The 23566-nt window shown below is 71.1% G+C and carries 21 protein-coding genes; 8 read left to right on the top strand and 13 right to left on the bottom strand.

Annotated elements, in window-relative coordinates; translation table 11 throughout:
* Positions 1 to 3: 3 nt before the first annotated feature.
* From AC3IYI_RS21925 to AC3IYI_RS21910, 4 genes are all read right to left on the bottom strand, one after another.
* Entirely contained in the window at positions 4 to 891 is an 888-nt protein-coding gene (locus AC3IYI_RS21925; RefSeq protein ID WP_489405379.1) for an SRPBCC family protein, read from the bottom strand.
* A 104-nt stretch (positions 892 to 995) separates the two neighbouring features.
* Positions 996 to 2669 (bottom strand): polyamine aminopropyltransferase, encoded by a 1674-nt coding sequence (locus AC3IYI_RS21920; protein ID WP_489405378.1) that lies wholly within the window; start codon positions 2667 to 2669, stop codon positions 996 to 998.
* Between the two features lie 122 nt (positions 2670 to 2791).
* Positions 2792 to 3379 (bottom strand): DUF2617 family protein, encoded by a 588-nt coding sequence (locus AC3IYI_RS21915; protein ID WP_489405377.1) that lies wholly within the window; start codon positions 3377 to 3379, stop codon positions 2792 to 2794.
* 387 nt (positions 3380 to 3766) lie between these two features.
* Complete coding sequence (locus tag AC3IYI_RS21910; protein WP_489405376.1) at positions 3767 to 4000, bottom strand: hypothetical protein; 234 nt, start codon at positions 3998 to 4000, stop codon at positions 3767 to 3769.
* Positions 4001 to 4128: 128 nt separating this feature from the next.
* Between AC3IYI_RS21910 and AC3IYI_RS21905 the strand changes: the two genes are divergently transcribed.
* Positions 4129 to 5322, top strand: a complete 1194-nt coding sequence (locus AC3IYI_RS21905; RefSeq protein ID WP_489405375.1) for a pyridoxal phosphate-dependent aminotransferase — start codon at positions 4129 to 4131, stop codon at positions 5320 to 5322.
* A gap of 50 nt (positions 5323 to 5372) precedes the next feature.
* Here the strand turns inward: AC3IYI_RS21905 and AC3IYI_RS21900 are convergent, their stop codons facing one another.
* Entirely contained in the window at positions 5373 to 5786 is a 414-nt protein-coding gene (locus AC3IYI_RS21900; RefSeq protein ID WP_489411610.1) for a DUF3224 domain-containing protein, read from the bottom strand.
* A gap of 44 nt (positions 5787 to 5830) precedes the next feature.
* Here AC3IYI_RS21900 and AC3IYI_RS21895 point away from each other — a divergent pair, with 44 nt between their 5' ends.
* Positions 5831 to 7087 carry a mannosyltransferase family protein gene (locus AC3IYI_RS21895; RefSeq protein WP_489405374.1) on the top strand — a complete coding sequence of 419 codons (1257 nt, stop codon included), beginning with the start codon at positions 5831 to 5833 and terminating at the stop codon, positions 7085 to 7087.
* A gap of 55 nt (positions 7088 to 7142) precedes the next feature.
* Here AC3IYI_RS21895 and AC3IYI_RS21890 read toward each other — a convergent pair whose 3' ends face one another.
* Positions 7143 to 7694, bottom strand: coding sequence for a type III secretion system chaperone family protein (locus AC3IYI_RS21890; RefSeq protein ID WP_489405373.1), 552 nt, complete (start codon positions 7692 to 7694; stop codon positions 7143 to 7145).
* A 120-nt stretch (positions 7695 to 7814) separates the two neighbouring features.
* On the opposite strand from AC3IYI_RS21890, the gene AC3IYI_RS21885 reads away from it, so the two are divergent.
* On the top strand, positions 7815 to 8315 hold the full coding sequence (locus AC3IYI_RS21885) for a hypothetical protein (RefSeq protein ID WP_489405372.1): 501 nt from the start codon (positions 7815 to 7817) through the stop codon (positions 8313 to 8315).
* Between the two features lie 109 nt (positions 8316 to 8424).
* Here the strand turns inward: AC3IYI_RS21885 and clpB are convergent, their stop codons facing one another.
* Positions 8425 to 11010 (bottom strand): ATP-dependent chaperone ClpB, encoded by a 2586-nt coding sequence (gene clpB, locus AC3IYI_RS21880; protein ID WP_489405371.1) that lies wholly within the window; start codon positions 11008 to 11010, stop codon positions 8425 to 8427.
* Positions 11011 to 11109: 99 nt separating this feature from the next.
* Here clpB and AC3IYI_RS21875 point away from each other — a divergent pair, with 99 nt between their 5' ends.
* The gene (locus AC3IYI_RS21875; RefSeq protein ID WP_489405370.1) at positions 11110 to 11556 is read left to right on the top strand and encodes a pyridoxamine 5'-phosphate oxidase family protein; all 447 of its coding nucleotides are present in this window, start codon (positions 11110 to 11112) and stop codon (positions 11554 to 11556) included.
* Positions 11557 to 11724: 168 nt separating this feature from the next.
* On the opposite strand, the gene AC3IYI_RS21870 is transcribed toward AC3IYI_RS21875, so the two are convergent.
* Positions 11725 to 12036, bottom strand: a complete 312-nt coding sequence (locus tag AC3IYI_RS21870) for a Rieske (2Fe-2S) protein (RefSeq protein ID WP_243330702.1) — start codon at positions 12034 to 12036, stop codon at positions 11725 to 11727.
* A gap of 293 nt (positions 12037 to 12329) precedes the next feature.
* On the opposite strand from AC3IYI_RS21870, the gene AC3IYI_RS21865 reads away from it, so the two are divergent.
* Positions 12330 to 13337, top strand: coding sequence for a helix-turn-helix transcriptional regulator (locus AC3IYI_RS21865; RefSeq protein ID WP_489405369.1), 1008 nt, complete (start codon positions 12330 to 12332; stop codon positions 13335 to 13337).
* A 154-nt stretch (positions 13338 to 13491) separates the two neighbouring features.
* On the opposite strand, the gene AC3IYI_RS21860 is transcribed toward AC3IYI_RS21865, so the two are convergent.
* From AC3IYI_RS21860 to dnaK, 4 genes are all read right to left on the bottom strand, one after another.
* On the bottom strand, positions 13492 to 13944 hold the full coding sequence (locus AC3IYI_RS21860; RefSeq protein WP_489405368.1) for a heat shock protein transcriptional repressor HspR: 453 nt from the start codon (positions 13942 to 13944) through the stop codon (positions 13492 to 13494).
* Position 13945: 1 nt separating this feature from the next.
* The gene (gene dnaJ / locus AC3IYI_RS21855) at positions 13946 to 15133 is read right to left on the bottom strand and encodes a molecular chaperone DnaJ (RefSeq protein ID WP_489405367.1); all 1188 of its coding nucleotides are present in this window, start codon (positions 15131 to 15133) and stop codon (positions 13946 to 13948) included.
* 63 nt (positions 15134 to 15196) lie between these two features.
* Positions 15197 to 15877, bottom strand: a complete 681-nt coding sequence (gene grpE, locus AC3IYI_RS21850) for a nucleotide exchange factor GrpE (RefSeq protein WP_489405366.1) — start codon at positions 15875 to 15877, stop codon at positions 15197 to 15199.
* Positions 15877 to 17724, bottom strand: coding sequence for a molecular chaperone DnaK (dnaK, locus tag AC3IYI_RS21845; RefSeq protein WP_489405365.1), 1848 nt, complete (start codon positions 17722 to 17724; stop codon positions 15877 to 15879). The genes grpE and dnaK overlap by 1 nt, the downstream gene beginning before the upstream one ends.
* A gap of 251 nt (positions 17725 to 17975) precedes the next feature.
* On the opposite strand from dnaK, the gene AC3IYI_RS21840 reads away from it, so the two are divergent.
* Both AC3IYI_RS21840 and AC3IYI_RS21835 read left to right on the top strand, forming a co-directional pair.
* Positions 17976 to 18512, top strand: coding sequence for a sugar transferase (locus tag AC3IYI_RS21840; protein ID WP_489405364.1), 537 nt, complete (start codon positions 17976 to 17978; stop codon positions 18510 to 18512).
* A gap of 121 nt (positions 18513 to 18633) precedes the next feature.
* Positions 18634 to 21126, top strand: coding sequence for a 4Fe-4S dicluster domain-containing protein (locus AC3IYI_RS21835; protein ID WP_489405363.1), 2493 nt, complete (start codon positions 18634 to 18636; stop codon positions 21124 to 21126).
* A 175-nt stretch (positions 21127 to 21301) separates the two neighbouring features.
* On the opposite strand, the gene AC3IYI_RS21830 is transcribed toward AC3IYI_RS21835, so the two are convergent.
* The gene (locus AC3IYI_RS21830; RefSeq protein WP_489405362.1) at positions 21302 to 22315 is read right to left on the bottom strand and encodes a hypothetical protein; all 1014 of its coding nucleotides are present in this window, start codon (positions 22313 to 22315) and stop codon (positions 21302 to 21304) included.
* 311 nt (positions 22316 to 22626) lie between these two features.
* Here AC3IYI_RS21830 and AC3IYI_RS21825 point away from each other — a divergent pair, with 311 nt between their 5' ends.
* On the top strand, positions 22627 to 23547 hold the full coding sequence (locus tag AC3IYI_RS21825) for a Yip1 family protein (protein WP_489405361.1): 921 nt from the start codon (positions 22627 to 22629) through the stop codon (positions 23545 to 23547).
* Positions 23548 to 23566: the final 19 nt, after the last annotated feature.

The raw sequence follows: 23566 nt of genomic DNA, 5'->3' as shown, positions 1-23566 counted from the left end.
GGGTCAGCGGCGGCGGCGCAGGGCGCGGCCCAGGAGGACCGCCGAGGCCACGGCCACGGCCGCGGCCGGGGCGATCCAGCGGAGGCTGGCGTTCGCGGAGGCGGAGGTGGGGGCCGGGACCGGGGCGTAGCGGCCGCGCGGGGGCGCGTGGTCGACCTCCTCCGCACTGCGGCCGATCATCGTGCGGCGGGCGTGCGCGGCCTCGGCCGGCGGGTGCGGGGGCCCGCCGAGGTCACCGAGGTCGGCCATGCCTTCGAAGGTGCCCTCCAGGAACGGGTCCAGGGAGGGCGGCGGAGCCTCGGTGTCGAACACGGATGCGGTGACCTCGGTGAAGCCGGGGCCGGGGCCGTCCTGGTCCTGGTCCACGTCGGTGTCGGCGTCCGCACCCACGTCGGCGTCCGCGTCCGCCGCCGCGTCCGCGGGCCCGGCCGCGCCCGCGTCCGCGGGCCCGGCCGCGCCGTCGACCGCGAGGGCCGCGAGGTGCCCGGCGGCCCGGTCGAGGAGGCGGTGTCCGGCCGTGGCGGCCGCGTCGGGGGCGAAGGCGGCGGCGCGGCCGTCGGCGGCGGACTCGGCGGTGAACTCCAGCCGGGTGCCGCCGTCCGCCTCGGTCAGGCGCAGCGCGAGGGAGAGCTTCACGGTCCCGCTCCCCCGCACCTCGGTGCCCTCTCCGGCGAGGGTGAAGCGGTCGGGGTCCTGCTCGGTGACGGAGAGGGTGCCGCGGTAGGTGACGGTGTGCCCGCCGACCCGCACCTTCAGCCGGCCGGACAGCGGCCCGGCCTCGGTATCGGCGTCCTGCTGGAGCCCCGGCACGCATCGCGCCAGCCGGGCGGGGTCGCGCAGCACGGCGCGGACGTCGGCGGAGGGGACCGGTACGAACACCTGATGCTCCATGCGGACGAGCCTACCGACGCGACCGCCCGGCCACGAGTACCCGGGCCACGCGTACCCCTTCTCCGGGCACCCCTTCTCCGCGCACCCGGCTACGAGCACCCCGGCTACGAGTACCTCGGGTGCGGCAGCGTCGAAGGCGGGAGGCCCGCCACCCGGGTGCGCTCCGCGTCCCGGGCCGCGTCGGCCAGGGACTGCGTGGACAGGGAGCGCAGGGCGGGCGTCTCCCGGTCCACCCGCAGCCGGGGCACGCCCTCGCGGGCCGCCAGGACGAAGCCCCAGTCCTGCGCCAGCGCCGCCGTGGAGGCGGAGGCCGCACCGAGCACCCGGTCGGGGCCTGCGGCGAAGCCCGAGAGGCGGCCGCCCGCGCTGTAGGGGGCGGTGCGCAGGCCGGCCGCGCGCAGGGTGGCCTCGACGGTCCAGTAGGTACGGGGCCTGGTGCCGGGCGGCCCCGCGTGGACGGCGAGCCGCCCGCCGGGGCGCAGGGCCCGCGCGGCCAGCCCGTAGAACTCCTGCGAGTACAGCTTCGTGCTGGGGGTGATCCCGGGGTCGGGCAGGTCGGAGACGATGACGTCGAAGCGGGCCCGGGCGGCGGGTGCGCGCAGCCAGCGGAAGGCGTCCTCGGTGACGACGCCGACGCGCGGGTCCTCGTACGCCCGCCCGTTCAGCGCGGACAGCATCGGGTCGGTCCGGGCGAGCCGCACGACTCCGGGGTCGAGCTCGACGACGGTGACGGAGGCGACGTCGCGGTAGCGCAGCACCTCGCGGGCGGCGAGGCCGTCGCCGCCGCCGAGGACCAGGACGCGGGTGTGCGGGCCGGTCATCGCGGGGTGCACGAGGGCCTCGTGGTAGCGGTACTCGTCGTAGCCGCTGACCCGAAGGCGGCCGTCGAGGAAGAGGTCGAGGGAGCGCGGGGAGCCGGTCGGGGGGCCGGTGAGGACGAGTTCCTGGACGCCGGTCTGGACGGCGACGCGGACCTCGCCGCCGTAGACGGCGCGGCGGGCGACGCGTTCGAAGTCGTCGGCGAGGACGGTGGCGCAGCCCAGGACGGTGAGGACGGTGACGTTGACGGCGACGAGCAGCCAGCGGGCGCGGCGGCTCAGGTCCCGGCGGAACAGCCACAGGACGAGGCCGCCGCCGGCGATGACGTTGACGGTTCCGGTGAGCATCGCGCCGGTGAGCTGGCCGAGGACGGGCAGCAGCAGGAAGGGGAAGGCGAGACCGCCGACGAGGGCGCCGACGTAGTCGGCGGCGAAGAGGTCGGCGACGGCGCCGCCCGCGTCCTGTCTGCGGATGCGCTGGATGAGGACCATCAGGAGCGGGATCTCGGCGCCGATGAGGACGCCGATGGCGAGGGAGAAGGCGACGAGCGCGGGCCGGGACTCCCCCAACCAGGCGAAGCTGGCGTAGAGCGCCATGGCGGAGAGCCCGCCGAGCAGGGCGAGGCCCGCTTCCACGAGGGCGAAGCCGAAGGCGGGGCGGGCGCGCAGGGCCTTGGCCAGCAGGGATCCGACGCCCATGGCGAAGACCATGACGGACAGCACGACCGACGCCTGGGTGACGGAGTCGCCGATGAGGTACGAGCCGAGGGCGAGCAGCTCCAGTTCGTATACGAGCCCGCAGGCGGCGCAGACGAACACGGTGGCCAGGACGAGGAGTCGGCCGGTCCTGGGCCGTACGGGCAGGGCGGCCGGGACGCGGGCCACTCCGCGCGGCTCCGGAGCCGGGGGGCGGCGCCACCGGGTGCGGAGCACCCCGCGCGGGGCGGAACGGTCGATCATGAAGCGAACCGTACGTCACCGCCTGCCCGCATCCGGTCACCCACATGGGTGTAAGTGGCGCACTGGTTCGGGCAGTTGGCGTAACCGTCCGGCAACTGCGCGACCCCGCGACCCCGGCGCCCCTAGATCAGCGCCGGCGACTCCCTTTCCACCCCCGCAGCGGCCGTCGCGGAGGTGGCCGCGCCCGTCCCCGCCGTCGGAGCGGCCGTCCGTACGCCGACCCGGGTGCGGGTGGCCACCAACTGCCCTTCCTGCGGGTACGCGTGCCAGGTCCGCCAGCGCACCTGCCCCTCGTAGCGCTGCGCGAGCATGGCGGTGAAGGCGTGCGGGCTGCCGGGGAAGGTGCCGGCGAGCCCGTTCGGGTGGTCCGCGACCAGCGCGAGCAGTTCCTGCGCCCGGCCGGCGAAGGAGCCGCGCGAGAGGTTCTCGACCCGCGCGGCGAACTCGTACTCCCAGTCGCCGACGCGCTTGGCCACGCCGAGCGGAAGCGGGGTGCTGCTGCCGGGCATGCAGGCGACGGTCTCGGAGCAGAGCACGTCGCCCTCCTCCAGGAGCACCTGGTGGGAGGCCCCGAGCAGGCGCAACTCCACTTTCGCGCCACCCAGTTCGAGGTTCAGTACGGCCAGGGCGGGCAGCCGCTCCCGACCCAGGGCCCAGGCGAGATCGGCGGCACGCGTGTCGGTATAGGTGGTCTGGAGGGTCGTGAGCATGAGTCGGCTCCGCAAACGCGCGAGGGAGATGGGCCGGGGCCCGCCAGCGGTAGTCAACGGGTGGGGGGACACCGGCACGGGTCCACAGGAAGTCCAGGGAGGTCCGAGGACTGGTCTACTCAACCGAGGGAATCATGAAAGGCACGGCACTCACAGCGTTTTTACCCAAGTTGCAGGGGTTTACATCCCCTCGGGGGCTACACAGTTCACGTGTTCAAGGACATGCCGCCCGTACGCCGTATTGCGCGGCCGTGACGTCCGAACAAGAAGACGCCCGACGGAAGTTGTGCCCGGCGGGCGCCTCACCTATGCGGGACGCGGTACGAAGATGCTCTGACGGAGGAAGCGGCGGAAGCGGCGTAAGCCATGGATCCATGCTGCCCCGTGTCAGCTGGAACCGCATCCTCCGCCGCCGCCACCGCCTCCGCCGCCGCAGGAGGACGAGGAGGAACTGCACGAGGAGGAGCCTCCGGAGTCGCCCCCGGCCCACCAGCCCCCGCCGCCGCTGCTGTCACTGCTGCTGCCGCTGCGGCCCCTCCCGCCTCCGCCGCCGCCGCCCTTGAGCATCAGTACGACGATCCCCACCATCACCACGACGAAGATCACTGTTCCGTAGCCCATCCCCCGACCCCTCTCTGCTCCCCCGGTCCCCCGGGGTGCGGGATCCCCTTCGTCCCGCGTGCTGGGGGGATGCCCGCGCCGTACGCGGCCCAAAGCACACTTGAGCAAGTCCAGAGCTTCCCCGCAGGATGACGCCCATGAGCGCTCCCGAACGCCCCACCCGCCCTGCCCGCCCCTTCCTCAACCGCCGGCTGGCGGCCTTCGGCACCACGATCTTCGCGGAGATGTCCGCCCTGGCCACCGCCACGGGATCGATCAACCTGGGCCAGGGCTTCCCCGACACCGACGGCCCCGCCGAGATCGCCGAGGCGGCGGCGCGCGCGATCCGCGACGGCCGGGGCAACCAGTACCCGCCGGGCCCCGGCGTTCCGGAGCTGCGTACGGCGATCGCCGCCCACCAGCAGCGCTTCTACGGCCTGGCCTACGACCCCGACACCGAGGTGCTCGTCACCGCCGGGGCCACCGAGGCCATCGCGGCCTCGCTCCTGGCCCTGCTGGAACCGGGCGACGAGGTCATCGCCCTGGAACCCTTCTACGACTCCTACGCCGCCTGCATCGCGATGGCGGGGGCCGTCCGGGTGCCGCTGACCCTGCGCGCCCCCGACTTCCGCCTCGACGTCGACGCGCTGCGCGCGGCGGTCACCCCCCGCACCCGCCTCCTGCTCCTGAACACCCCGCACAATCCGACGGGCACCGTCCTGACGCCCGCCGAGCTGGCCGCGGTCGCGGAGCTGGCCGTCTCCCGCGATCTGCTGGTCATCACGGACGAGGTGTACGAGCACCTGGTCTTCGACGGCGTCCACACCCCGCTGGCGAGCCTGCCGGGCATGCGCGAGCGCACGGTCACCATCTCCTCCGCCGGCAAGACCTTCTCCTTCACGGGCTGGAAGGTCGGCTGGGTGACGGGGACGCCCGAGCTGGTCACGGCGGTCCGCTCGGCGAAGCAGTTCCTGACGTACGTGTCCTCGGGCCCGTTCCAGTACGCGATCGCCGAGGCCCTCGCCCTGCCCGACGCGTACTACGACTCCTTCCGCGCGGACCTGGCCGCCAAGCGCGACCTGCTCTCCGACGGCCTCGCGGCGGCCGGCTTCGAGGTCTTCCGCCCGCAGGGCACCTACTTCGTCACCACCGACATCACCCCGCTCGGCGAGCCCGACGGCCTCGCCTTCTGCCGGGCCCTGCCGGAACGCTGCGGGGTGGTCGCCATCCCGAACCAGGTGTTCTACGACGACAAGGCCGCCGGGGCGAACCACGTCCGCTGGGCCTTCTGCAAGCGCACCGACGTCCTGGAGGAGGCGGTGGAGCGGCTGCGGCGGCTCTGAGGCGGAGCGCGGGAGGCCGGGCCCGGCGGCTAGGCCGTCTGTGCGAGCGGCTACGGGAGGTCGTAGTCGAACCAGATGCGGTGGGTGCCGTCCTCGTCGACGCGGAGGCCACCCGCGCCCGTGATGCCCTTCAGAGCGGCCGTGCCGCTGCCCGGGACGATCGCGAAGTGTTCGGCGGCGCGGTCGGGGCCGCCGTCGGTGGCGGCCGAGTGGACGAAGTTGAAGGCGCCCTCGCGGCCGGCCAGGGCGCCCTCGAAGGACTCCATCGCCACGTAGCTCCCGATGCCCGCCTCCTCGTCGAAGGCGGCCGTGAAGAGGGTGGCCGAGCGGCCCGCGAGGGTCTCGCCCTCGTAGTGTTTCTCCATCGTGGCGACTCCGACCGGGAGACCCGTCTCCACCGGGGGCTCCGGTGTGAGCGCCGTGGGGGTGAAGCTGATGACCTTGAAGGTGCCGGAAGCTCTCATCATCTGATGAGCGTACGCACGCGAGACCAGGAAAGTCGGGATACATGGCGACGGAGCCGGAGACGGTGGCGGACGGCATACGGATCGGCCCGCACACCGGACCGCGCACTGGTTCCCGCACCGGACCGCGCACCGGCCCGCGCACCGGTTCCGGCAGCGGCCCGCGCACCGGCCCCCGGGCCGGGATCCCGGGCGCCGTCCTCGCGCTCGGGGTGTACGCCGCCGTGCGCGCGCCCGGGGTGCTGGCGGTCGCCGTGGCGGCCTGGTGGACCGGGCGCAGCCCCGTACGGGTGCTCGGGGAGTCCTGGGACTCCGTCTGGTACCTGCGGATCGCCGAGTACGGCTACGGGCGGACCCAGATCTATCCCGGCATCGGGTCCGTGCAGAGCGATTCCGCGTTCTTCCCGCTGTACCCCGCCTTGATCCGCGGCGCCTCCGCCGTGCTGCCCGGCTCCCTGGCCGTCGCCGCGCTCGCCGTCGCCTGGATCGCCGCGGGCGCGGCCGCCGTGGGGGTGTACCGGGTCGGGGCGCACCTGCTCGGGGCCCGCGCCGGGGTGCTGCTCGTCGCGCTGTGGGCCTCGCTGCCGCACGCCGTCATGCTGACCCTCGCGTACACCGAGGCCCTGCTGGCCGCCTTCGCCGCCTGGGCCCTGTACGCCCTGCTGCGCGGCCGCTGGGGCTGGGCGGCGGGGCTCGCCGTGCTCGCGGGGCTGACCCGGCCCACCGGGATCGCGGTCGCCGCGGCCGTGACGGCGGCAGCGGCGTACGAGATCTGCCGGCGGCGGGGCCGCGCACCCGCCGCGGTGTGGGCCGCCGGGCTGGCCGCTCCCGCGGGCTGGGCCTCGTACGTCCTGCTCGTCGGCGTGCGCCGCGGGGATCCGCTCGGCGGTTACTTCGCCGTCCAGAGCGGCTGGGGCTCGCGCTTCGACTTCGGCGCGGGCGCGCTGAGCTCGGCACGGCACGCGCTGTCCGGCATCGGGCAGGTGGAGCTCGCCACGACCGTGACGGTGGTCCTGCTGACGGCCGCGCTGGTGCTCGCCGGGCTGCTGGCGGCCGACCGCAGGATCCCGCTGCCGCTGCTCGTGTACACGGGCGTGCTGCTGGCGATGACCTACGGCGGGGCGGGCTTCTTCGAATCGAAGCCGCGCTTCCTGCTGCCCGCGTTCCCGCTACTGCTGCCGGCGGCGGCCCTCATGGCGAAAGCCCGGCCGCGCACCGCGGTCGTGGTGACCGGGGTGCTGGCCGGGCTCTCGTACGGATACGGGCCGTACCTGCTGCTCGCGTCCGGGGTGGCGCCGTGAGGCGTGGCACCACGAGGGGTCGGACGCGGACCGCTGGGTCCTGGACCGCGAAGACCTAGTTGGTCTCGCTGTCGCCGCCCTCTTCGTCGTCCTTCTTGTCGGCGGAGTCGACTTCCTTCTCCAGGCCGAACGTCTCGACGAGCCACTTGTCGAACTCGATCGACGCGCGGACCCAGCTGACCGTGGAGGACACGAAGTGCTCCAGGTTCACGCCGGTGCCGATCAGCATCTGCGCCTCGCCGATCAGGCGGACGGAGCCGTCGTCGTGCGTGTGGCTGTAGACCTTGGGCCACAGCGTGCGGCGGTTCCAGTCGTCGATGGACTCGAGGAGCTGAGCCTTCTCTTCGATCTTGTGCGGGCGGTCGTAGAAGGTCCGCACGGAGAAGACCTGCTGCTCGTCCTCGCCGCGGAACATGAAGTACGTGCGGAAGTCCTCCCACGGCGCCGCGAGGTCACCCTCGTCGTCGACGACGTACTTGAGCTCCATCTGCTCCAGGAGCTGCTTGACCAGATCCTGGTCGGGGACGACGGGGCCCGCCGGTCCTGTGGCCTGCGGATCGGGCTGCTGCCCTCCGAAGTTCGGAATCGAGGCCGGGTCGATGCTCACCGTGTGACTTCCCTTCGTGCGGATACGGCCATCCTCCCCCATCGCGCCCACCCCGTGTCCACCCCCGCAGCTACGATCCGCTCCGGGCGGACAGGAGTAGGCCGCCCATAAGGGGGATGGATGGCCATTCAAGGGAGTTTGCGCGTCCTGGCCGTGTCGGTGCTCGCCGCTCCGCTGGTGCTCGGTCTCGGCCTCGCGATCGGGCTGTGGACCTTCCTGAGCGAGGGGGACGAGCCCGAAAGGAAGCCCGCCGACCGCCGGGAGGTCACCTGCCCCGAGGCCCTGGAATTCGCCCTCGGGAGCCTGCCGGCAGGGACCCACCACGAGACGTGCCACCGGACCGACTCGCCGGTCTCCACCGTGACCGGGTCGTTCCGTATGGACCGGAACGGGGTGGAGGCCTGGCTGACGGCCGTCTTCCCCGGGGCGCGGGAGCACGGGTGGGGCGAGAGGCCGAAGATCTGCCCCCAGGTGGGTCCGGAGTACGACCCGGAGGGCGGGAACCGGTGCCTGAGCCTCGACCGTCCCGACGCCGCCCCCGGCCGTGCCTCGAGGGTGGAGATCAGCGTCGAGCAGGGCACGGACGACGCCCGGGTCCGGTTCGTCGCCTTCGACGGGTGAGAGCACGGGTGAGAGCACAGGTGACGGCACGGCTGAGGGCACGACTGAGGGCCACGGGTGAGGGCCCCGGAGAAGCGTCCCCGGGGCCCCGTACGGCCCTGCGGGGGCCTCAGAGCGCCTTGCCGACCAGCAGGCCGTCGCCCGCCACGGACACCCGGACGGTGTCTCCGTCGCGGACCTCGCCCGCGAGGATCTCCTTGGCCAGGCGGTCGCCGATGGCCGTCTGGATCAGGCGGCGCAGGGGGCGGGCGCCGTACGCCGGATCGTTGCCCTTCTCCGCCAGCCAGGCCAGGGCTTCCGGCGTGACGTCCAGGATCAGGCGGCGTTCGGCCAGCCGCTTGGCGAGCCGGCCGATCTGGAGCTCGGCGATGTGGGCCAGCTCGGCCCCGCTCAGGGCGGAGAAGACCACCAGGTCGTCGAGGCGGTTGAGGAACTCCGGCTTGAAGGTGGCCCGCACCACGTCCAGGACCCGGGCCTTCTTCTCGTCCACAGCTGTGGACGGATCCATCAAGAACTGGCTGCCCAGGTTCGACGTCAGGGTCAGGATGGTGTTGCGGAAGTCCACGGTGCGGCCCTGGCCGTCCGTGAGGCGCCCGTCGTCGAGGACCTGGAGCAGGACGTCGAAGACCTCGGGGTGGGCCTTCTCGACCTCGTCCAGGAGCACCACGGAGTACGGGCGGCGGCGGACGGCCTCCGTCAGCTGGCCGCCCTCCTCGTACCCCACGTAACCGGGCGGGGCGCCGACGAGGCGCGCCACGCTGTGCTTCTCGCCGTACTCCGACATGTCGATGCGGATCATGGCCCGCTCGTCGTCGAAGAGGAAGTCCGCGAGGGCCTTGGCCAGCTCCGTCTTGCCCACGCCCGTCGGCCCGAGGAACAGGAACGAGCCGGTCGGCCGGTCCGGGTCCGCGATGCCCGCGCGGGTGCGGCGTACGGCGTCGGAGACGGCGCGCACGGCCTCGCCCTGGCCGATCAGGCGCCGGCCCAGCTCCTCCTCCATGCGGAGCAGCTTCTGGGTCTCGCCCTCCAGGAGGCGGCCGGCCGGGATGCCCGTCCAGGCGCCGACCACGTCCGCGATGTCGTCCGGGCCGACCTCGTCCTTGACCATCGTGTCCTTCGAGACCTCGGCCTCGGCCTCGGTGGCCTCCGCGAGCTCGTGCTCCAGGGCCGGGATCTCTCCGTAGAGCAGCTTGGAGGCGGTGTCGAAGTCCCCGTCGCGCTGGGCGCGCTCGGCCTGGCCGCGCAGGTCGTCCAGGCGCTCCTTGAGCTCACCGACCCGGTTGAGGGACTGCTTCTCCTTCTCCCAGCGGGCGGTGAGGCCCCGCAGGTCCTCCTCCTTGTCCGCGAGGTCCTTGCGGATCTTGTCCAGGCGCTCGCGGGAGGCGGGGTCGGACTCGTTGTTCAGGGCCAGCTCCTCCATGCGCAGGCGGTCGACCGAGCGCTGGAGCTCGTCGATCTCCAGCGGGGAGGAGTCGATCTCCATGCGGAGCCGGGACATGGACTCGTCGACGAGGTCGATGGCCTTGTCGGGCAGGAACCGGGAGGTGATGTAGCGGTCGGAGAGGGTGGCCGCGGCGACGAGCGCGCTGTCGTTGATGACGACCTTGTGGTGGGCCTCGTAGCGGCCCTTGAGCCCGCGCAGGATCGCGATGGTGTCCTCGACGCTCGGCTCCGCCACCAGCACCTGCTGGAAGCGCCGCTCCAGCGCCGGGTCCTTCTCGATCCGCTCGCGGTACTCGTCGAGGGTGGTCGCGCCGACCATGCGCAGCTCGCCGCGGGCCAGCATGGGCTTGAGCATGTTGCCCGCGTCCATGGAGGAGTCCCCGCCGGCGCCCGCGCCGACGACGGTGTGCAGCTCGTCGATGAAGGTGATGATCTGGCCGTCGCTGGACTTGATCTCCGCGAGGACCGTCTTGAGCCGCTCCTCGAACTCGCCGCGGTACTTCGCGCCGGCCACCATCGCGCCGAGGTCCAGGGAGACCAGCCGCTTGTTCTTCAGGGACTCGGGGACGTCGCCCTTGACGATGCGCTGGGCCAGGCCCTCGACGACGGCCGTCTTGCCGACGCCGGGCTCGCCGATGAGCACCGGGTTGTTCTTCGTGCGGCGCGAGAGCACCTGCACGACGCGGCGGATCTCGTGGTCGCGGCCGATGACCGGGTCGAGCTTGCCCGCGCGGGCGGCCGCCGTGAAATCGGTGCCGAACTTCTCCAGGGCCTTGTACTGGCCCTCGGGGTCGGGGGTGGTCACCCGCCGCCCTCCTCTTGCTTTCTCGAAGGCGTCGCGCAGCTTCTTGGCGGTCGCGCCCTGGGCGGAAAGGAGCTCTCCGGCGGCGCCGCCCTTGGCGGCGACGGCGATGAGCAGGTGTTCGGTGGAGAGGTACTCGTCGCCGAGCTTCCCGGCCTGCGCGTCGGCCTCCGCCAGTACGGCGAGCAGTTCACGGGAGGGCTGCGGGGGCGCGACCGTGGAGCCCGTGACGCTGGGCAGGGCGGCGAGCAGGCGGTCCGCTCCGGCGCGTACGGCGGCCTGGTCGGCGTCGGTCGCGGCGAGCAGATCGGTGATGTTCTCGTTGTCCTCGCCGGCGAGCAGCGCCAGCAGCAGGTGCGCGGGCGTGAGGTCCGCGTGCCCGTCCTTGACGGCCCTGGTGGTGGCCGCGTTCAGCGCGTCCCGGCTCCTGTTGGTCAGCTCGGCATCCACGTGCGCCTTCTCCCTTCCTCACCTGTGTGTGCTTTACATGAGTAACCTGCACAAAGTTGAGTCTATTCCACTCAAGGTGGAGGGACGTACCCTTCGCGCATGTCGACTCCCAGCCCGGCCGGCACGGCCCGACCGACCCAAGATGTACTCAACCCGACGCCGGACTACCTCGCCTTCTGGCGGGAGCGGCACGTCTGCACGCTGACCACGCACCGCCCCGACGGCAGCCCGCACGTGGTCCCGGTGGGCGTGACCTACGACCCGGAAGCCGGGCTGGCACGGGTGATCAGCAACAAAAGCAGCAAGAAGGTCCGCAACGTGCTGGCGTCGCAGGGCGGCCCGCAGGGCGGGGCCCGGGTGGCGGTGTGCCAGCTGGAGGGGCGGCGCTGGGCGACCCTGGAGGGCCGCGCGGTGGTCCGTACGGACGAGGCCGCGGTCGCGGAGGCGGTACGGCGCTACGCGGAGCGGTACGGGCGGATGCCCTCGCCGAACCCGGACCGGGTGGTCGTGGAGATCACCCTCGACCGGGCCATGGGGCGCGCGTAGGCGACGATCTCCGATTCAACGATGTCCGGTTCAACGACGTCCGGTTCAACGATGTCCGGTTCAACCACTGGACACGGACATCACAGCGACGCCATCGTGGTCAGGTCCACGATGGCGTCGCTGTGTGGGGGTAGTGCCTGAGCGATCTGCGACGACAGGGGAATCGCTTCAGGCACTGCGGGGGGTGGCGGCGGATTCGGGCTCGAAAAGTTGATGATCACGCTGATCCAGATTGACGAAGACCATGCCGTACCGGATCTCGCAGCGGACGGGCTGCGGTGCGCCTCGGGGACGGCGCAGACAGCGGTAGGCACGGACGTCCTCGTCCTCTTCCCGCACCACGATGATCGGCTGGCCGAAGAGGGTGACCCTCAGCGAGTCACCGGCGTAAGGAATGGCACTGGTGAGATCGATGAACTGCCAGCCTGAGCGGTATGCCGATGCCATTTCACGGCGGAAGCCGTGGTCGTCGGGGGTCATCAGGAGACCCGGGTGGGCATAGAGTCCCAGCTGATGTCCGAATTGATGTCCGACTTGCCCACCGGTGCCGAACTCGGACCCGAATCGGCTCGAGCGCTCCCCGCGTCCCCGTTGACAGCGACGGCTGCCCCAAAGACCGCCACGGCGGAGAAAACAACGGCAAGCGCCGAGCGAAGCATTCTCTTGAACATGGTCGGCTTCGTCCTCACTTGATGGAATCCTCTCCCCCGCGTGTCAGACGATGGCTCATTCAGGCACGTCAGTGCCACAGGGACGATGCATCATGTTCTTACATGTTCAGGACCCTGGGGGGTGGAGATTTGCCCAATACCGACACGAACCCGACACATCCCCACTCGGTCACCTGTATGTGCACCGAGGGAACACGGCTGTACGCGGCGGCGCTGAGCACCGGCCGCGTGCCGCGCAGCGAGGTCGGCAACGCCCCCTGCCTGCTCGAATTCGGCCTGCTGCGACCCGACCCCGATGACGCGAACCAGCTCCGCGCGGTTCCCCCCTCCGTCGCACTCGCACAACGTCTCCACCCGATCGAACAGGAGATCCAGGAGCGCCGCCGCAGCGCCGTGGACCTCACTGACGCATTCGAGCCGTTCCTCGCCATCAGCGCCCGGAGTCCCGCGAACTCCCACGCCATCACCCCGCTCGAGGGCCTGGAACAGATCAACGCCGCGCTCGACCTGGCCACCGCCGAATGCCACACCGAGGTCCTCACGGTCCAACCGGGCGGAGCCCGGCCCCCCTTCGCCCTGTCCGAAGCCCTGGAGCGCGGCACCAACGTGACCAACCGCGGGGTGAGCATCCGCACGCTCTACCAGCACACCGCGCGGCACAGCCAGGGCACGCTCGCCTACGCGGACCGCATCTCCACCGGGAAGGTCGAGATCCGCACCCTCGAGGAACTGATCGAGCGCCTCATCATCTTCGATCGCACCGTGGCCTTCATCCCGGCCGGCGACGCCCGGGGCGTGGCGCTGGAGCTGCGCCATCCCGGAGTCGTGGCGTACCTCATCAAGGTGTTCGAGCAACTGTGGCGCCGAGCCGTGCCGTTGGGCGACGAGGTGACCTACGAGCACACGCCCGCCGGGATCTCCGGCGTGCAGCGCTCCATCGCCCAGCTCCTCATCGAGGGACACGTGGACGAGGCCATCGCGCGCCGGCTGGGGATGAACGTACGAACCTGCCGCGCGCACATCGCCAAGCTCGCCTCCGCCCTGGGCAGCGGCAGCCGGGCCCAGCTCGGCTTCCTCATCGCCCAGTCGGGCATCCTCGACGACAAGTAGCCCCGCGGGCCCGGCAGGAGGTCCTGGAGCGCGCTGGAGCGCCCTGGAGCCCCGGACGGGTACAGCGAGGCGCGGGAACGACGAGAAGGCCCCGATCCGGCGGATCGGGGCCTTCTCGCGGTCAGTGCGTCGTCAGTGCGTCGCCCGTCCGCCGTCAGTCCATCGGGCGCTTGGGCGCCGGCCGCCAGACGACCAGGGCGCTGCCCGGCTGCGGGGGATGGTACGGGACCAGGTCGCGCCGGTACGAGGCGTGCACCTGGGCCTCGCGCTGCTGGAGGACCGCGGCGGCGCCGTCGACGGCCGTCGAGAGCTCGGCCACGCGCTGCTGGAGCGCGGAGACCTGGTTCTCCAGCTCGATGATCCGCTTGATGCCGGCCAGGTTGATGCCCTCTTCCTGGGACAGCGCCTGCACCGTGCGGAGCAGTTCGATGTCACGGGCCGAGTAGCGCCGGCCGCGCCCGGCCGTACGGCCCGGGGAGACCAGGCCGAGGCGGTCGTACTGGCGCAGGGTCTGCGGATGCAGGCCCGAGAGCTGGGCGGCCACCGAGATCACGTAGACCGGGGTCTCATCGGTGAGCTGGTACTGGCTCCTACGGCGGCCGTCCATGTCATGCTCCCTTCGCGGACTCGAACAGCGCGGAACGCGGGTCCTCGGACTCCGTCGCCTCGCGGTACAGCTCCATGGCCTCGCGGGCCTTGTCGTTCAGCTCGGTCGGGACCGCGACCTCCACCGTCACCAGCAGATCGCCGCGGGTGCCGTCCTTGCGGACCGCCCCCTTGCCGCGGGCGCGCATCGTGCGGCCGCCCGGGGTGCCCGGGGGCAGCTTCAGCGTCACCGAGGGGCCGTTCAAGGTCGGGACCTTGATGTCGGCTCCCAGCGCCGCCTCCGCGAAGGTCACCGGAACGGTCACCGTGAGGTTGTCGTCCTTGCGGCCGAAGACCGGGTGCGCGTCCACGTGCACGACCACGTACAGATCACCGGCCGGGCCGCCGCGCTCGCCCGGAGCTCCCTTGCCGCGCAGCCGGATCCGCTGGGAGTCGGAGACCCCCGCCGGGATCCGGACCTGCATGGTCCGGGAACTACGGGCCCGCCCGCTGCCCTTGCAGATGTCGCACGGGGTCTCGGCGATGAGGCCGCGGCCCTTGCAGTCCGCACAGGGGTCGGTCAGCGAGAAGCCGCCGCCGCTGCCGCGCGAGACCTGGCCGGTGCCGACGCAGGTCGGGCACACGCGGGGCGTGCCGTTCTTGTCGCCGGTGCCCGAACAGGCCTTGCAGGGCGCCTGCGAGGACATCCGGAGCGGGACCGTGGCCCCGTCCACCGCCTCCGTGAAGGAGAGGGTGACCTCCGATTCGATGTCCTGGCCGCGGCGCGGCTGGGTACGGGTGCCCGCCCCCGCGCCGGCGCCGCCGCGGTTGAACAGGCCGCCGAAGACGTCGCCCAGGCCGCCGCCGCCGAAGCCGCCGCCCGCACCGCCCTGCTGCTGGCCCCCGAAGAGGTCGCCGAGGTCGAAGTTGAACGAGCCGCCGCCCCCGCCGGGACCGGGGCGGAAGCCACCGTTCCCGAACAGGGCGCGGGCCTCGTCGTACTCCTTGCGCTTCTTCGCGTCGCCGAGGATGTCGTTCGCCTCGGAGATCTCCTTGAAGCGCTCCTCGGCCGAGACGTCGCCCTTGTTGGCGTCCGGGTGGAACTCGCGGGCGAGCTTCCGGTACGCCTTCTTGATCTCGGCCTCGGTGGCGTCCTTCGGGACACCGAGGACCTTGTAGTAGTCCTTCTCGACGAAGTCCTTCGTGCTCATCCCCGGTGTCCCTCCTCTCGCGCTTCTTCTTGTCCTACACGTCGTGCAAAGGGCTCAGCAGCTTCAGCCCTTTTCGGGGGCATCCGCGTCCTTGTCCGACGGGTCCGACGCGTCCGACACGGCTTCCGCCGCCTCGGACTTCGGCGCCGTGCCCGGCTGGGGCTCGGCCACCGCGACCCGCGCGGGACGGATCGTACGCTCGCCGATGCGGTACCCCGGCTGCAGGATCGCCACGCAGGTGTCCTCGGTGACGTCCGGCGCGTACGAGTGCATCAGGGCCTCGTGGATCGTCGGGTCGAAGGGCTCGCCCTCCTTGCCGAACTGCTGCAGGCCCATCTTGGCCGCGGCGGTCTCCAGCGATTCGGCCACCGACTTGAAGCCGCCGACCAGCTCGCCATGTTCCCGCGCCCGGCCGATGTCGTCCAGGGTCGGGAGGAGCTCCGTCAGGAGGGACGCGACCGCGATCTCCTTGACGGCGATCCGGTCCCGCTCCACCCGGCGGCGGTAGTTCTGGTACTCCGCCTGGAGCCGCTGGAGGTCCCCGGTGCGCTCGCCGAGCGCGGTACGGGCCTGGTCCAGCTGGGCCAGGAGAGCGACGTCCGGTGCTGCTGCGGAGTCCCCGGCCGGGGCCGCGGCCTCCTCCTTGGAGGAAGCGGCGGCCTTCGGCTCGGCGGCGTCGTCGTCAGGCGTGCCGTCGGCGGGGACTTCGGGCTTCTCGTCGAAGCCCGGGGTCTCCTCCGACATCAGGCAGCGCCGCCCTTCGGCTTCTCGTCGTCCACGATCTCGGCGTCGACGACGTCGTCGTTGGCGTCGGCCTGGCCGGCGTCACCGGTCGGCGCGCCACCGGCGGCCTGGGCACCGGCGTCGGCGTAGATCGCCTGGCCGAGCTTCTGGCTGACGGCACCGAGCTTCTCGGTCGCGGTGCGGATCTCGGCGGCGTCCTCGCCCTTGAGCTTTTCCTTCAGCTCGGCGATGGAGGCCTCGACCTCTTCCTTGACGTCGGCCGGGACCTTGTCCTCGTTGTCCTTGACGAACTTCTCCGTCTGGTAGACGAGCTGCTCGCCCTGGTTGCGGGACTCGGCCGCCTCCTTGCGGCGGGAGTCCTCGTCCGCGTACTGCTCCGCCTCCTGGCGCATGCGGTCGACCTCGTCCTTGGCGAGGGAAGAGCCGCCGGTGACGGTCATCTTCTGCTCCTTGCCCGTGCCGAGGTCCTTGGCCGTGACGTGCATGATGCCGTTCGCGTCGATGTCGAAGGAGACCTCGATCTGCGGGACGCCACGCGGGGCCGGCGGCAGGCCGGTCAGCTCGAACATGCCGAGCTTCTTGTTGTACGCCGCGATCTCGCGCTCGCCCTGGTAGACCTGGATCTGCACGGACGGCTGGTTGTCCTCGGCCGTCGTGAAGATCTCGGACCGCTTGGTCGGGATCGTGGTGTTGCGCTCGATGAGCTTGGTCATGATGCCGCCCTTGGTTTCGATACCCAGGGACAGCGGGGTCACGTCGAGGAGCAGGACGTCCTTGACCTCACCCTTGAGAACGCCCGCCTGGAGGGTCGCGCCGAGGGCGACGACCTCGTCCGGGTTGACGCCCTTGTTGGCGTCCTGACCGCCGGTGAGCTCCTTGACGAGCTCGGCGACGGCCGGCATGCGGGTGGAGCCGCCGACCAGGACCACGTGGTCGATCTCGGACAGGTTGATGCCCGCGTCCTTGATGACGTTGTGGAACGGGGCCTTGCAGCGGTCGAGCAGGTCCACGGTGAGCTGCTGGAACTGCGAGCGCGTGAGCTTCTCGTCCAGGTGCAGCGGGCCCTCGGCGGACGCCGTGATGTAGGGCAGGTTGATCGAGGTCTCGGTGGAGGACGACAGCTCGATCTTCGCCTTCTCGGCGGCCTCGCGCAGGCGCTGGAGCGCCATCTTGTCCTTGGACAGGTCGACGCCGTGGCCGTTCTGGAACTGCTTCACCAGGTAGTCGACGACGCGCTGGTCCCAGTCGTCGCCACCGAGGTGGTTGTCACCGTTGGTGGCCTTGACCTCGACGACACCGTCGCCGATCTCCAGGAGGGACACGTCGAACGTGCCGCCACCGAGGTCGAAGACGAGAATGGTCTGGTCGTCCTTGTCGAGGCCGTAGGCCAGGGCGGCGGCAGTCGGCTCGTTGACGATGCGCAGGACGTTCAGGCCCGCGATCTCGCCGGCCTCCTTCGTCGCCTGACGCTCGGAGTCGTTGAAGTAGGCCGGGACGGTGATGACCGCGTCCGTGACCTTCTCGCCCAGGTACGCCTCGGCGTCGCGCTTCAGCTTCTGCAGGATGAAGGCGCTCATCTGCTGCGGGTTGAAGTCCTTGCCATCCAGGTTGATCTTCCAGTCAGTGCCCATGTGGCGCTTGACGGAGCGGATGGTCCGGTCCACGTTCGTGACCGCCTGGCGCTTGGCCACCTCGCCGACGAGGACCTCGCCGTTCTTGGCGAAGGCGACGACGGACGGCGTGGTCCTGGCGCCTTCGGCGTTGGTGATGACGGTGGGCTCTCCGCCTTCCAGAACGCTGACGACGGAGTTAGTGGTGCCCAGGTCGATGCCGACCGCACGTGCCATTTTGATTCCTCCAGCTGACTTGAGTGGAACAGACTCAAGAGTGCCGCACCGCTCCGCCGGTGTCAACAGAGGTGAGTCGAGGGGACTCAACCTTTAGGCTGTGCTTACGCTCAGGAGCGCGAAATCCAGCCCCGCCGGCGTTTGAGGCGCGGGGCCTGGGGCGGAGCCCCAGCAGCGGCGCCGCACCCGAACGGGGCACCACCGCCGCGCGGCACCCCCACACCGCCGGAGGCGTACGGCACCGTGCTGGCATGCACAAGCTGCTCGCGCTCCCCGCCCGGCCAGGGCCATGGCCGGCCGGGCCATCGGCCAAGCGGGTGCTCGACCTCGCCGGAGCGGCGCTCCTGATCGGGGTGCTCCTCGTACCGCTGCTGCTGACCACCGCCCTGCTGTACGCGACCCAGGGCGCGGGTGTCCTCGTACGCGAACCCGCGGCGGGCCTGGCCGGACGGCCCTACCGGGCGTGGCGGTTCCGCGTGGGCAAGGGGCGGACCGGGGCGGCGCTGGAGCGGTGCGCACTGGACCGGCTGCCGCAGCTGCTCAACGTGGTGCGGGGCGAGATGTCGCTGGTCGGGCCGCGTCCCGGAAACAGTGCGTCGGACCGGCCCGAGCGGCTCCTCGTACGGCCCGGGATGACCGGGCTGTGGCAGGTGAGCGCACGTTCGGACCTACCGTGGGAGGAGATGGACCTGCTGGACCGGCACTACGTGGATAACCACTGGCTCGGAATGGACCTGGCGATCCTCGCGCAGACCCCGCGGGCGGCCTGGCGGCACGGGCGGCCCTGAGGTGGGGGCGAGCGACGCAGATCACCGCGCGCTCGGCTACATTGCGGCGTCGGGACTGGGTAACCTCAAGCCTTGACTGGATAAGTTACCGCTTAGTAAGTGCCGCCCGAGGAGCCTTCCCATGCAACTCGCCGCGATCATCGTGTCGCTGGTCCTGACCGTGGTCGGCGTCGCGCTGCTCGCCCGAGCCGTGGCGCAGATCTACCGCTTCGTGAAGCTCGGACAGCCCGTACCGGCAGGCAGCCGTACGGACGACCCGAAATCCCGAACGATCACCCTGGTCCGGGAGTTCCTCGGCCACAGCCGGATGAACCGCTGGGGCCTCGTCGGCTTCGCGCACTGGTTCGTCGCGATCGGCTTCCTGACGCTGCCGCCGACGCTGGTGCAGGCGTACGGACAGCTCTTCGAGGCGGACTGGGTGCTGCCGATCATCGGCGGCTTCCTGCCGTTCGAGCTCTACATCGAGTTCATCGGCCTGATGACCGTGGTCGGCATCCTCATCCTGATGGGGATCCGCCTCGCGTCGCTGCCCTCGCGGGCCGGCCGCAAGTCGCGCTTCACGGGTTCGAAGGCCTGGCAGGCGTACTTCGTCGAGTACATCATCCTGACCATCGGCCTCGCGATCCTGTGCCTGCGCGGCCTGGAAGGCGCGATCCACCACGTGGACTCGTACGAGCCGGCGTACTTCGTCTCGTACCCGCTGGTGCTGGCCTTCAAGGGCATGTCGCTCGGCGCGCTGCAGAACGCCATCTACTTCACCGCGATGATCAAGATCGGCACCTCGCTGATCTGGATGATCGTGGTCTCGCTGAACACCAACATGGGTGTGGCCTGGCACCGCTTCCTCGGCTTCCCGAACATCTGGTTCAAGCGCAACGCCGACGGCGCGGTCGCGCTGGGCGCGCTCCAGCCCATGACCAGCGGTGGCAAGGTCATCGACTTCGAAGACCCGGGCGAGGACGACGTCTTCGGCGTCTCGCAGGTCGAGCAGTTCTCGTGGAAGGGCATCCTCGACTTCTCCACGTGTACCGAGTGCGGCCGCTGCCAGTCGCAGTGCCCGGCCTGGAACACGGGCAAGCCCCTCTCCCCCAAGCTCCTGATCATGTCGCTGCGCGACCACGCGCACGCCAAGGCCCCGTACCTGCTGGCCGGCGGCGGCAAGGACATGGAGGGCAACGAGAAGGCGACGCCGGAGCAGTTGGCCAACGTCCCGGCCGCGGCCCTGGCCGAGGCGGAGCGCCCGCTGATCGGCACGGCCGAGGAGAACGGGGTCATCGACCCCGACGTCCTGTGGTCCTGCACGAGCTGCGGCGCGTGCGTCGAGCAGTGCCCGGTGGACATCGAGCACATCGACCACATCGTCGACATGCGGCGCTACCAGGTGATGATCGAGAGCGCGTTCCCCTCCGAGGCGGGCACGATGCTCAAGAACCTGGAGAAGAAGGGCAACCCCTGGGGCCTCGCGAAGAAGCAGCGCGTCGAGTGGACCAAGGAGGTGGACTTCGAGGTCCCGATCATCGGCAAGGACGCGGAGGACCTCTCCGAGTTCGACTACCTCTACTGGGTCGGCTGCGCCGGCGCACTCGAGGACCGGGCGAAGAAGACCACGAAGGCCTTCGCCGAGCTGCTGAACATCGCGGGCGTCAAGTTCGCGATCATGGGCGGCGACGAGAAGTGCACGGGTGACTCCCCGCGCCGCCTGGGCAACGAGCCGCTCTTCCAGCAGCTCGCGCAGGAGAACGTCGCGATGCTGAACATGGCGTTCGGCGAGGACGACGAGGACGAGTCGACCAAGAAGCCGAAGTCGGCGAAGCGCATCGTCTCCACCTGCCCGCACTGCTTCAACACCATCGCGAACGAGTACCCGCAGCTGGGCGGCGAGTACGAGGTCATCCACCACACGCAGCTGCTCCAGCACCTGATCGACGAGGGCCGCCTCACGCCGGTGACCCCGGTCGACGGGCTGATCACGTACCACGACCCGTGCTACCTGGGCCGGCACAACAAGGTCTACACGCCGCCGCGCGAGATCATGTCGGCCGTGCCGGGCCTGCGTCAGCAGGAAATGCACCGCCACAAGGAGCGCGGCTTCTGCTGTGGCGCGGGTGGCGCGCGGATGTGGATGGAGGAGCGGATCGGCAAGCGCATCAACAACGAGCGCGTCGAAGAAGCCCTGTCCCTGAACCCGGACATCGTCTCCACCGCCTGCCCCTTCTGCCTCGTCATGCTCACCGACTCGGTGAACGGCAAGAAGAACGACGGCCAGGCGAAGGAACACGTCACGGTGGTCGACGTGGCACAGCTGCTGCTGGACTCGGTGAGGACGCCGGAGCCGATCGAGGAGCCGGAGCCTGAGCCGGAGCCGGTCGTCGAACCGGAGCCGGTGGCTGAGGCAAAGCCGGTGGCTGAGGCTGAGGCCAAGCCGGTCGCTGAGCCGAAGGCGGAGACCCCGGCGAAGCCGGCGGCTGAGGCCAAGCCGGTGGCTGAGGCTGAGGCCAAGCCGGTGGCTGAGCCGAAGGCGGAGACCCCGGCGGAGCCGGTGGCTGAGGCCAAGACGCCCGAGCCGAAGGCGGAGACCCCGGCGGAGCCGGAGAACGACGCCGAGGCGAAGTAGCCCGCGCGGCACCGAACACTGAGCGCCGGAACGGCCCGTCCCTGTGGGGGCGGGCCGTTCCGGCGTACGGGGTCGGGGTCCGGGGCGGAGCCCCGGTTTCGGGAAGGGGCGGGGTGGGGGAAAGGTCCACGCACCGGCCGGCCCCGCCCGGCCGCCCCTCACCGGCGGAGCGCGGTCAGGACCGCTCGCTCCGGCTGCGGCGCAGCATCGCGAAGCCCAGCCCGGCCGCACCCACCGCGGTCATGCCCCCGCCGGCGGCCAGCAGCAACGGTGTCTGCGACGCGTCGGCCTCCGCCGCCACCGGGACCACGCCTTCGGCGCCCGCCTTCACTCCGCCCTTGGGCACGACCCGCTCGACGGCCTTCTTCTCGACCTTCTCGACCTTCTCGACCGGCGTGGCGGGCTTGGCGGGCTTGGCATCCTTGGCGACCTTGTACGTCTCGATCAGCTTGCCGCTGGTGAAGTCGTAGACCCAGCTGTTGCCACCGCTCTTGCCGTCGATGACGACGAACTTCACGCGCTTCCCGTCCTGGACGAGCTTGTACGTCCAGCCGTCGTTCGTCGCGGTCGGGTGCTTCAGGTCGAGCGTCCCGAGGAGGTTCCCGTTCGGCATCGAGAGCTCGACGCGCTTGCCCTTCGGGCCGTCGATCAGCCGCGCGTTGCGCCCGTCGGGCATGGCGACCTGAACGGAGTTCTCCGCCTTCTCCTTCTTCTCCACCGGCTTCGGCTTCTCGACCGGCTTGGTCGCGCCCTCGACCCACGAGGTGACGGTGCCGTTCGGCTGGAGGGCCACGTGCAGCCCGTTGTTCTGGCCGTGGGCAGGCTTGCCGCCCTTGCTGACCAGGGTGTCCAGCTTGGTGCCACCGGAGAAGATGTCGGCCTCGAAGTGGCCGTCGCCGAACTTGTAGATCCTGGCCACCGATCCGTCGGCCAGCTTCACGGTCGTGACGTAGTCCCGGACCAAAGGCTTCACGGGCGGAGTGGTCGGCGGCGTGGTGGGCGGGACGGTCGGGTCCACCTGCGGCTGCTGCGGGTCCACGGACGGCTGCTCGACGCCCGGCAGGACCTGCGGGTCCGGTACGGCCGGGGAATCCGCGAAGGCGGACCCCACGGGAAGGGCGAGGACGGCGGCCGCACCGGCCACGACGGCGGCGGTACGGAGGGTGGTGCGACGGTGCGGACTGCGCATGACGGGGCTCTTCGCGTGCTCGTTCGTGCTTCGTGGCGGTGGCTACGTCTACGAAGCTACGGAGCCGGTATGTCCATATTCCGTCGAGGATGTAACGGGAATCAGCAGACTGCCGCGCAGCCACGTAACCCACCCCGAACCCACCTCGCACCCACCCCGAACCCACCCCGCACCCCACCCCGAACCCACTCCACCCCACCCCGAGAAGGCCCTCCAGGTACCCCCTAGGGGATGTCACAGCTCAGCCGCAAAGGGGGCTTCTTCCCCCGGCCCGGCCACCGGGCCGCCCGGGAGCGGGTACTTTCGATCACGTGGCTGGATTCAGGATCGGACGCGGCCGGGACAACAACCGCACCCCGCAACAACCTCCGCGGCAGCAGCCGTACGGTCAGCAGCAGGCGCCCCAGGCGCCCGCACCGTACGGCCAGCAGCCCTACGCACCCCAGCAGTGGCCGCAGCAGGCCCCTCCCGGGGGCCACGGCGAGCCCGAATACTTCGACCCGCATGGCGGCAACGCCGGCCAGGGTCAAGGTCAGGGATACGGCTACGGCCATCCCCCCGTCCAGGGAGCCGGGGGCCCGGGCGACTCCCCGGGGTACACCCAGGCCTTCGCCATCGGCGAGGACCCGTACGCCTACAACCAGGGCGGGACCTACCAGGCGGGCGCGGCACAGGCCGCCGCCCCCATCGGTCCGCGGCTGCCGTGGAAGGACCTGCTCCGGGGCATCGTGACGCGCCCGGGCCAGACCTTCCTGCAGATGCGCGACTACGCCGTCTGGGGGCCGGCGCTGATCGTGACCTTCCTCTACGGACTGCTCGCGGTCTTCGGCCTCGACGACACCCGCAACGACGTCATCAACGCCACCCTCCCCAATGCCTTCCCGATCGTGCTCTCGGCAGGCGTGGCCTTCGTGATCTGCGGCCTGGTCCTCGGCGCCGTCACGCACACGCTGGCCCGCCAGCTGGGCGGCGACGGATCGTGGCAGCCCACGGTGGGCCTGTCAATGCTGGTCATGAGCCTGACGGACGTACCGCGCCTGCTGTTCGCGATGTTCCTCGGCGGCGACAACATGCTCGTCCAGATCCTGGGCTGGGCCACCTGGGTGGCGGCCGGCGCGCTCTTCACCTCCCTGATCAGCAAATCGCACGACCTGCCGTGGCCGAAGGCCCTGGGCGCGTCGGCGATCCAGCTGATCGCCCTCCTGTCGATCATCAAGCTGGGCACGATCTAAGGCGCACACGCACAGGCAC

Source organism: Streptomyces sp. GL_148 (assembly GCF_057834205.1).
The sequence above is the reverse complement of the archived record's forward strand: the minus strand, read 5'-3'. Positions and strand labels throughout refer to the sequence as shown.